Origin of the sequence: uncultured Brachyspira sp., from assembly GCF_944390595.1 — a bacterium.
Classification (GTDB): domain Bacteria; phylum Spirochaetota; class Brachyspiria; order Brachyspirales; family Brachyspiraceae; genus Brachyspira.
Map to the genome: position 1 here is coordinate 1 of NZ_CALXRN010000205.1, position 9684 is coordinate 9684.

9 protein-coding genes and 1 tRNA gene are annotated in these 9684 nt (G+C 26.9%); 7 read left to right on the top strand and 3 right to left on the bottom strand.

The window, feature by feature from the left end; all coding sequences use genetic code 11:
* The first annotated feature begins 505 nt into the window (after positions 1-505).
* On the top strand, positions 506-1228 hold the full coding sequence (locus Q0J90_RS12395) for a 6-phosphogluconolactonase (protein WP_297278208.1): 723 nt from the start codon (positions 506-508) through the stop codon (positions 1226-1228).
* Here Q0J90_RS12395 and Q0J90_RS12400 read toward each other — a convergent pair.
* Positions 1207-1971, bottom strand: a complete 765-nt coding sequence (locus Q0J90_RS12400) for a DeoR/GlpR family DNA-binding transcription regulator (protein ID WP_297278209.1) — start codon at positions 1969-1971, stop codon at positions 1207-1209. The two genes, Q0J90_RS12395 and Q0J90_RS12400, sit on opposite strands and share 22 nt — an antisense overlap.
* 199 nt (positions 1972-2170) lie before the next feature.
* On the opposite strand from Q0J90_RS12400, the gene Q0J90_RS12405 reads away from it, so the two are divergent.
* From Q0J90_RS12405 to Q0J90_RS12420, 4 genes are all read left to right on the top strand, one after another.
* Positions 2171-3583, top strand: coding sequence for a PTS transporter subunit EIIC (locus Q0J90_RS12405; protein ID WP_297278210.1), 1413 nt, complete (start codon positions 2171-2173; stop codon positions 3581-3583).
* 22 nt (positions 3584-3605) lie between these two features.
* A complete protein-coding gene (locus tag Q0J90_RS12410) occupies positions 3606-5000 on the top strand; it encodes a hypothetical protein (protein WP_297278211.1) in 1395 nt (464 codons plus the stop codon).
* A 119-nt stretch (positions 5001-5119) separates the two neighbouring features.
* Positions 5120-5204 (top strand) — tRNA-Leu (locus Q0J90_RS12415).
* Between the two features lie 43 nt (positions 5205-5247).
* Positions 5248-5472: a hypothetical protein gene (locus tag Q0J90_RS12420; RefSeq protein ID WP_297278212.1), complete on the top strand. Its 225-nt coding sequence runs from the start codon at positions 5248-5250 to the stop codon at positions 5470-5472.
* A 199-nt stretch (positions 5473-5671) separates the two neighbouring features.
* Here Q0J90_RS12420 and Q0J90_RS12425 read toward each other — a convergent pair whose 3' ends face one another.
* On the bottom strand, positions 5672-6172 hold the full coding sequence (locus tag Q0J90_RS12425) for a hypothetical protein (RefSeq protein ID WP_297278213.1): 501 nt from the start codon (positions 6170-6172) through the stop codon (positions 5672-5674).
* 397 nt (positions 6173-6569) lie between these two features.
* Between Q0J90_RS12425 and Q0J90_RS12430 the strand changes: the two genes are divergently transcribed.
* Positions 6570-6866 (top strand): DUF6506 family protein, encoded by a 297-nt coding sequence (locus tag Q0J90_RS12430; RefSeq protein ID WP_297278214.1) that lies wholly within the window; start codon positions 6570-6572, stop codon positions 6864-6866.
* 387 nt (positions 6867-7253) lie between these two features.
* On the opposite strand, the gene Q0J90_RS12435 is transcribed toward Q0J90_RS12430, so the two are convergent.
* The gene (locus Q0J90_RS12435) at positions 7254-8111 is read right to left on the bottom strand and encodes a flagellin (RefSeq protein ID WP_297278215.1); all 858 of its coding nucleotides are present in this window, start codon (positions 8109-8111) and stop codon (positions 7254-7256) included.
* 1203 nt (positions 8112-9314) lie between these two features.
* On the opposite strand from Q0J90_RS12435, the gene Q0J90_RS12440 reads away from it, so the two are divergent.
* The coding region (locus Q0J90_RS12440; protein ID WP_297278216.1) for a PepSY-like domain-containing protein at positions 9315-9684 on the top strand (370 nt) is incomplete at its 3' end.

Sequence of the window (9684 nt, forward strand, 5' to 3'; positions counted from 1 at the left end):
AAGCAAACTTAAAAGACGCTCTCAATTATTATTAAAATATATATAAAAATTGCCTGCTAAAACTATATTATAAGCAAACTTAAAAGACGCTCTCAATTATTATTAAAATATATATAAAAATTGTTCGCTAAAACTGTCTTGTAAGTAAACTTAAAAAACTCTCTCAATTATTATTAAGCAATATATAAAAATTGCCTGCTAAAACTATATTATAAGCAAACTTAAAAGACACTCATAATTTTTATTAAACAATATATAAAAATTGCCTGCTAAAACTATATTATAAGCAAACTTAAAAGACGCTCTTAATTATTATTAAGCAATATATAAAAATTATTTGCTAAAACTATATTAATAAGCAAACTTAAAATACATTCAAAATTCTTATTAAGCTTCATACAAAAATTGTATGGCAAAAAATCTTGTAATATTCAAATAATTGAAATATTTTAATTTTATTAATATAATATATCCGTTATTTTTATAGAAATATAAGAGGTATAAAATGAATATTATTATAACCGAAAATTATGAATCTATGAGTAAAAAAGCAAGCAATTTTCTATTCGATTTAATTGAAAATAAAAATGCAAAAAATTTTATTTTAGCCTCTGGGTCTACACCTACTTTAACATATGACTTACTTACTAAAGAAATAATAAATAAAAATATCAAATATAATGATATGAAAATTGTTATATTAGATGAATGGTACGGACTTGATAAAAATGATGAGGGATCATGCTATAAATATTTCAAAACTAATATTTTCTCCAAACTTCCGAATATAGAAGATAATAATTATATTTGGAACGGAATTGCTGAAGATATAGATAAAGAATGCCAAAGAATGAAACAAGCTGTAGATTCTATTGATATAGATGTATGCGTATTAGGAATAGGAATTAACGGACATATAGGATTTAATGAACCTGATGATTTTTTAAGTCCATTTCCTCATAAAATTTTATTGACTAAAGAATCTCTATCACATGATATGATAAAAAAATCAAACAAAGATATAAAATTCGGAATCACATTAGGCATTAAAGATTTACTTAAAGCAAAAAAAATATTATTACTAGCCTCAGGTGCTTCTAAATCTGAAGCTGTTAAAAATTTCATGCAGGGAAAAATAACATCAAAATATCCCGCATCATTTTTATGGCTTCATGATGATTTAACTGTTATAACAGATAAAGAAGCTTATGATTCATCTGAAAAATAAGTTTTTATATGTTTTGAGATTTCTAGGGTTTCTTCTGTTTTTTTATCTGTAATCAAAGCATCAAATGAACTTAAATCAGCCCATATAAAAGGACCATTTTTTTCTATTTTACTATGATCTGCCATAAGTATCTTTTTAGCATTAGTATTCAAAAATGCCTTTTCAAAATAAAGCTCAGCAGTATTTGATTTCTGGGAACAGCCTTTTTTATTAACAAACTCGCTAGTTAAAAATACATAATCTATATTCAAATATTTTGTTAAATATTCTGTAGGGAATAATTCTCCTATTAAGCAAGGAACATCTTTTGCTACAATGCCGCCTGTTAATATAGTTTGTACATTGTTCATTTCAATGATTTCCGGAAAAAATAATAAATTATTAGTTACTATTGTAATATTTTTTATATTTGATAAATAATTTTTCAAATATCCTGTTGTTGTACCGCTTCCTATAAATACAGTTTGATTATCAGTTAAAAAATTTTCGCTGACATATTTAGCTATAATACTTTTCTCATTTTTATTTATAAATTTAGTATCATTATACTCAACTCCAGAATACAATGATATGCCGCCATGAAATCTATGTATTAATTGTTCATTTTCTAATTCTATAAGCATCCTTCTCATTGTAGCTCTGCTTACTTTTAAATGAGTCATTATTTCTTCTGTAGAAATAAAATTTCTTGAATTAAGCATCTCTAGTATTTGCTTTTTTCTGCTTTCTTTTTTTAAACTCATAAATAAATCCAAATATAAAAATATTTAGAAATAATAAAATATTTTTAAAAAAAGTCTAGTATACCAAAAAATGAACAAAAATGTTCAAAAAATATGTAATTTACATCATAAATTGATATAAATTTATTCATTTTATTGACATCTGATGTTCAAATTAGTATAATATTAAGTATAAAATAATATAATGATGGAGTTAATTATGGGAAATTTTAAAGAAGATATGATTAAACTTACAGAATATATCGGCGGAAAAGATAACATAGTTAAAGTATCACATTGTATATCAAGGCTTAGAATAGTATTGAAAGATGATACTATACCTGATACTAAAGCTATAGAAAATTTAGATTCTGTTATGGGGGTATTTAAAGTAGGAGGTACTTTTCAAGTTATTATAGGTACAGAAGTTCAAAAAGCATATAACGATTTTATAGAAGTAATAGGAGAAGACAAAAAAGGGTCTTTAAGCGATGTAAAAGTTAAGGGATTGCAAAAACAGGGTATATGGGTAAGATTTATGCAGATATTTCCTGGTATATTTATGCCTATAATACCGGCTATAGCATCATGCGGTTTATTATTGGGATTTAAAAACTTATTAGGTGCTAGCGGAATATTTGCTGCTGATAAATCTTTTGTGGAATTATTTCCTCAATTAGCAGATTTATTTTACTATTTCGGTATGTTTGCCGATATTGCTTTTGCCTATTTGCCTGTATTAATTGGATGGAGCGGTGCTGTATATTTTAAATCATCTCCTGTTATGGGTATAGTTCTAGGACTTTTATTAGTAAATACAAATCTAATAAACGGTTGGGACGCTGTTCCTGGTGCTATAGAATATTTCAATATATTCGGAATACAAATACCTAAAGTCGGATATCAAGGTTCAGTACTTCCAATGGTTGCATCCATATATTTGATGAGCCGTATTGAAAAATTATTCGATAAAGTTATACCATCTGTATTAAAATTTGTATTTGTTCCTATGCTTACATTATTAGTTACCGGAACATTAGCATTTACAATAGTAGGTCCTATAACAAGAGTAATAGGCAACGGTTTAGGAAGCAGCATGTTATTTATACATGAAAAATTCCCTATAATAGGAGGTTTCTTAATAGGAGCAACTATGCAGCCTATTGTTATTACAGGTATGCATCATACTTATACTGCTATTAATATGCAATTATACGGATCAGGTGTAGGTTCTTTTATGTTCCCTATAGAAGCATTATCCGACTGGAATCATACTATTGTAACATTCATGTCCATATTTGTAATAAAAAATGCTAAAATGAAAAGACTTGCTTTCTCTTCAGCTGTAACAAATGCATTCGGTATATCTGAGCCTGCTATGTTCGGTGTTACATTAAGATTAAAATGGCCGTTCTTAGCTTCAATAATATCTACTGGGATATGGGGAGCATTTGTATCATTCTTCCAAGTTAAATCACCAGGAGGAGGTTTAAGCAGTATGTTATCTTTCTTATCTGTATACCCTGTTAATATTCCTATATATTTAGTAGCACAGGTAGGTTCTATTATCACCGCAAGTATATTAGTATTTCTATTTAATAAAATATTTAAATTTGGTGAAAAGTTTGAATAAATAATTTTTAAGGAGAGTAAATATGAAATTAGCTGTTTTAGGCGGAGGCGGAGTTAGATCTGCTTTTTTAGCAAAATCTTTAACTTTGTATGCTAAAGAATTAAATATTGATACTATAGTTTTTATGGATTCTAATAAAGATAAATTATCTATATTTGGAGAAGTATCCAAAGAAGTATCTAAATCAATTAACAGCAGCATAAACTTCAAAACTACTTTATCTGTTGAAGAAGCTGTAGAAGGTGCTGACTATATTATTACAACTATAAGAGTCGGAGAAGACTTAGCTAGAATTAAGGATGAAACAATACCTTTAGAACTTGGAATATTAGGACAAGAAACAACAGGTGCAGGCGGATTTGCTATGGCTATGAGATCTGTTGCTGTTTTACTAGAATATTCTAAAATAATAGAAAAAAAAGCTAATAAAAATGCTGTTACATTTAACTTCACAAATCCTGCTGCTTTAGTAACTCAGGCTCTCAGCTATGCGGGAGTTGAAAGAAACTTCGGTATTTGCGATGGTCCTGCCGGACAGATACATGAGATAAAACAATTATTAGGATATGGAGAAAATGATTCTTTTGAAGCAGAATGCTACGGACTTAATCATTTATCTTGGTTCAAAAATTTTAAAGCAAATGGAAAAGATGTAAATGATTTAGTATTAAAAAATGATAAATTACTTACAGATACTTCTTTTAGAATGTTTGATAAAGAACTGATAGATTTATTTGAAGGTTCTTTGCCAAATACTTATTTGTATTTTTTCTACTACAGAGAAAAAGCAGTTCAGTCCATTATAGAATCTAAATCATGCAGAAGCAAAACAATATATGAAATCAATCAAAATATGATATCAGAATTAAAAAATGTAGATGTCAAAAAAGATTTTAAAAAAGCATTTGAAATTATAATGACTGGTTTATTAAAAAGAGAAAAAAGCTACATGAATTTAGAAAGTAAGGATGAAGGCGGACATCATATATCTGCAATACCTAATTTTGATGAATTCTTAGCAGCTCCGGATTCAGGAGGATATGCTGCTGTAGCATTAGAATATATTAGAATAGTTAAAAATGGAACTTCTAAGAAAATGATTATCAATTCTAAAAACCATAATAAAGCAATAAGTTTTTTAGAAGCTGATGATATTATAGAATCTGATGTAATGGTAAATGCAGACGGAAGTATTATACCGGAAAAACATGAAAATATACCAAATATAATTAAATCTTTAATACTATCAATGAAGCAATATGAAAGAGTTGCTGCAAAAGCTATTTTGAATAGAAGCATCAAAGAAGCAAAAAAAGCTTTAACTATGCATCCGTTAATAATGTCATATAGTTTAGCAAATAAAGTTATGAATAAATATTTAGAAGCCCATAAAGATTACATAAAAGATTGGAAGTAAATCAATATTCGGCAGAAAGGATATATTTCTTATTTATCTTTTCTGCCATTTTTTATAAAAATGCTGATACAACTATTGATTTTTTTTATTAATTATGCTAAGATATTTAGCAACTACCAGCTCGGGTGATGGAATTGGTAGACATAGCAGATTTAAAATCTGCTGGTCCTTGTGACCGTGCCGGTTCGATTCCGGCCCCGAGCAAAAACTAAATATGGAGAATATAAGGTTTGTGGCTGTTTAAGCTATGAACTTTTTTTATACAATAAATATGGTAAATAATCACGATAAACTTTCAAAACAAAATATCATTATTCTAATTATAGGGCTTGCAATATTTGCTCTAAGTTTCTTATTTATAGCAATGGTAGGACAGCATCCTGAAGGTTTTATGGGATTTCTAGCTCCTTTCACTATGCTTATAGGAATAATAGTTATAGTTACTGGTTTTCTTTATAAATCTAATTCTTAAATGTCATTTTACGCACGGTTAATTCGTTAACATTCATTATATAAATTTATATTATTATTTCATTTTATATATTATTTACATTCTGCGTGCGTTAAAGGGCGGGTGTTTTTAAATTCAATTGAAACAAAAAATAATATTAAGACATAAATAACTTTTTAAATAGAAAATATAGAGGGCGGGATATGCTTTACTATATATGTTATTCATCTGCTTTTTTTATATTGCATTTTAGTATTTCAGCAAATATTTTACTTGTTCTATTATTTATTTTATATCTATAAATATCATCTTCTGCAGCATATTCTAAATAAACATTACCTTTGCTAAAAAATTCTATAAATTCATCCAAATTATTATCATCAATATTTGATAAATTTATAAAAACTAAAGTATCAGCAACATGCATTAAATCAATATTAGGAATAATAAAAATATCCTCTTCTTTATTATTGAAACGAACTTCTTTTAATCCGTATAATTCTTTATCCTGATTAATTATAGTTTGCACAACAAATAAATTCTCCTCTACCTTCAAAGTATGAAAAGATAATGTATTAACCTTATTTTTATTAAAAACATAAGCATCTAATTTTTTATCATAATTGAAATGTTTTTTTAAAAAATTCTCATCAGCATAAAAAGTAATAGAATAAGCAATAGAAGAAAGAGTGAAAATTAAAACAAATACCATATTTTTCATAAATACAAAATCCTTCAATAATTATAGTTTATATATAAATAAAATACAATTATAAAAAACTAATTACAACCCTACCCTATAAATTTACGGCATTTAATAAAAACTCAAAACCTATTATCCTCAATAAATAACTTAGAAAATGCCTACTCTCCATAATAGTTATTATATATAATAAAATTTAACGCACGGTTAACTCATTAACACTCATTATATCAATTATATTATTATTAGATTTTCATATATTAACTTTATCTATCGTGCGGTAAAGGGCGGGTGTTTTTAAATTCAATTGAAACAAAAAACAATATTAAGACATAAATAACTTTTTAAATAGAAAATATAGAGGGTGGGCAGCTTATAATCCGAAAATTTCATTATTATTTTTTAGGAGTATAACATGAAATTTGCATATTTAATAATGGGAAAAATATTTGATTCTAAGAATGATATATCTTCAATACATAATGGAGTTTCACAAATAATAGGAGTATCAGATATAGAGGATGCAATTAAAACAGCAAAAAAACTACAAAAAGAAGGAATAGACTGTATAGAACTTTGCGGAGGTTTTGGAGAGGAAGGAGCAAGAAAAATAATAGAAGCTACAGAAAACAAAATCGCTGTAGGTTTTGTCATTCATTTAAAAGAGCAGGATGAATTATACGCTAAACTTTTTGGCAATAAAACAAATTAAGAAATAAAATTTTATTTTAACACCCCGCCCTATAGATTTTATAATTTAAATTATAACAAGTTAGGTTCCATTATATTTTTTAACTTTAATTAGAATTTTCTGCCACCACCCTAGCTTTTTTAAATTTTTAGTCTGTACAGATTATCAATTCAGCTAAAAATGCATTCACCGTGCGTTAAATAGATTATCAATCTAATCAGCACTTGGGCGGGTACTAATAATTCTTATTAAATAACAAGGATAATAAAAATTATATTATCAAAATTTAGTAATGAAGAATAAAGGGCGGGGTTTGTAATTAGAACTTTAAAATAAAAATAGCCAGCCCCATCATTTTATTAATGAGGCCAGCTATTTTTAAATTAGTTTGCTATAAAACGTACTTAATTATTGAATCAAACGTAAAGCGCCTTGGTTCATAGTATTAGCTTGAGCCAACATAGCTAAATTAGCCTGACTTAAGATTTGGTCTTTAGCGAATTTAACAGAAGTCTCAGCCATATCAGTGTCTCTTATTCTGCTTTCAGAAGCTGCTGTGTTCTCATAAGCGATCATCAAACCTTGAGCAGTAAGTTCCAATCTGTTCTGATAAGCACCAAGATTAGATCTTTGTTTAGAAACTTTCATTAAAGCTTCATCAACTAAACCTATAGCAGTATTAGCTTTGTCTATAGAAGAAATAGACACACCAGTACCTTCAGCAGTTTGAATACCTAAAGCAGCAGCAGTCATAGTTCCTATATAAACTCTTCTTCTCTCATCCATGTTTGCACCAATATGAAACCACATAGAAGCAATAGGAGCTCCGCCTTCATTAGGGTTAGAATATCTACCAGTTAACATGTTAAGAGTATTGAATTGAGCATGGCTAGCAATACGATTAACTTCATCTACTAATTGAGAAACTTCAACTTGGATAAGCATTCTGTCAGCATCAGTATAGATACCGTTAGCAGATTGTACAGCTAATTCACGTATTCTTTGTAAAATGTCTTGGCTCTCTTGAAGATATCCTTCAGTAGTTTGAATGAAAGATATACCGTCTTGAGTGTTTCTTTCAGCCTGACGTAAACCGAGGATTTGCGTTCTCATTTTTTCAGATACTGCAAGTCCGGAAGCATCGTCTCCAGCTCTGTTGATTCTTAATCCAGAAGATAAAGCAGACATATCTTTAGAAAGGTCTACATTTCTGAATTTTAAAGTACGTTGTGCATTTATAGCACTAATGTTGTTATTGATGATCATCGTCATCCTCCGTGATATTTATTCAAAAAGGCATCCGTGCCTAATTGGCAAAAAATATTAAAGAGAATTTAAGGTATTCCGACAATCAGAGTGACTATATAAAGTTGCCAAAATACCATTAAATCCTATAAAATGTATTTACGCCAATAAATACATTTATTATATGGTATCAACTATGCAAACAGGGAGTTCGAGACCGCAAAATACTTGAACTCTCATTTTGCTATATAATAATTTTCGGTCTAATCGGAATAAAGTTTAAGTTAGTTTAGCATTTTTTTCTCTTTTTTTCTTAAAAAACTTAAAAATAGGTAATATACACTACATTTTATACGTAAAATATGAAAAAATTATAGAAATACTATTATCTCTATACAAAAGTCATTAAATTTATTATGAAAATTATAAAAAACAATAACTATCCTATTAAATTTCTTATTTTTTGAAGCATTATATTTCTTAATCTTTAATGGTTTTACTAATTTTTTTAAAAAAATTATATAAATATGACTTAAAAATTAATTATTACTAGCATTTTAACAATATTTTTTATAATTTTAACTCAAATTTGATATGCCCGCCCTCTAGATTTATAATTTAAATCTGCAATTTATATTTCATTTATTTAATTAATCAAATTAGATTTACTTACACCCACCCTAATCGTATTTAAATTATAACGCTCATACCGCACGCAGAACAAAATTTAAAATATAAACTAAATTATTAATTTAACTTAAACAAAATATAAAAATTCATTTACCGTGCGTTAAATAGATTAAAAATTTAAACAACTCTTGGGGGGGCATGCTTTTTATATTATAGCTATAAAGAAAATTAAAATAGAAATTTATTAAAATAATTAAAAAATATAAAGGGCGGGGTATGTAAATAAAATTTTTAAATTTATTTTTGATTATATATTGTAAAGTATAAATTTTAATTAAAATTACCAATTTATTTCTAATTTTCATATTAAAAACTGTACCTAATAACCAATTTTATAATATTTGTAAATATATTTTACATTTATTATTAATATACAGCTCATACACGTTTTATATGTATTATAATATTATATTCAATTATAGGTTTTGTAAATTTATTGTAAAATATTTGTAAATAAATATTGCTTAATTTTTACAATCCGCTATAATTATAATTGTAAAGAGATTTTACATACCAGCAATAAGGAGATACACTATGACTAATAACTTAAAACTTTTTATAAAAATCACACCTAGCCAATTACCAGAAAACATTAGAAGATTTATCGCTTCTAATTACAGCAAAGCTAAAATAGTTTATATAGACAAAATAAAAGATGAGTACGAAATAAAATTAAATAACGGTATTTATATAAACTTCGATAAAAACGGAGCTTGGAACTATATAAGCAGCGATGATAAATTATCAGAAAATATACTTCCAAAAAATATAGCTGATAAAGTTAAAAGAATTATGAAAAAATATAATAATGCTTATGTATTTGAAATTAATAAAAGAATAGAATTCTATAAAATAAAATTAACTAACTCTTTAGAACTATCAATAAGACATAACGGACAGGTTT

Excerpts from the sequence above, each read along its gene's own strand:
- Q0J90_RS12395 (WP_297278208.1), top strand. The coding sequence starts at position 506 with ATGAATATTATTATAACCGAAAATTATGAATCTATGAGTAAAAAAGCA.
- Q0J90_RS12400 (WP_297278209.1), bottom strand. The coding sequence starts at position 1,971 with ATGAGTTTAAAAAAAGAAAGCAGAAAAAAGCAAATACTAGAGATGCTT.
- Q0J90_RS12405 (WP_297278210.1), top strand. The coding sequence starts at position 2,171 with ATGGGAAATTTTAAAGAAGATATGATTAAACTTACAGAATATATCGGC.
- Q0J90_RS12410 (WP_297278211.1), top strand. The coding sequence starts at position 3,606 with ATGAAATTAGCTGTTTTAGGCGGAGGCGGAGTTAGATCTGCTTTTTTA.
- Q0J90_RS12420 (WP_297278212.1), top strand. The coding sequence starts at position 5,248 with ATGAACTTTTTTTATACAATAAATATGGTAAATAATCACGATAAACTT.
- Q0J90_RS12425 (WP_297278213.1), bottom strand. The coding sequence starts at position 6,172 with ATGAAAAATATGGTATTTGTTTTAATTTTCACTCTTTCTTCTATTGCT.
- Q0J90_RS12430 (WP_297278214.1), top strand. The coding sequence starts at position 6,570 with ATGAAATTTGCATATTTAATAATGGGAAAAATATTTGATTCTAAGAAT.
- Q0J90_RS12435 (WP_297278215.1), bottom strand. The coding sequence starts at position 8,111 with ATGATCATCAATAACAACATTAGTGCTATAAATGCACAACGTACTTTA.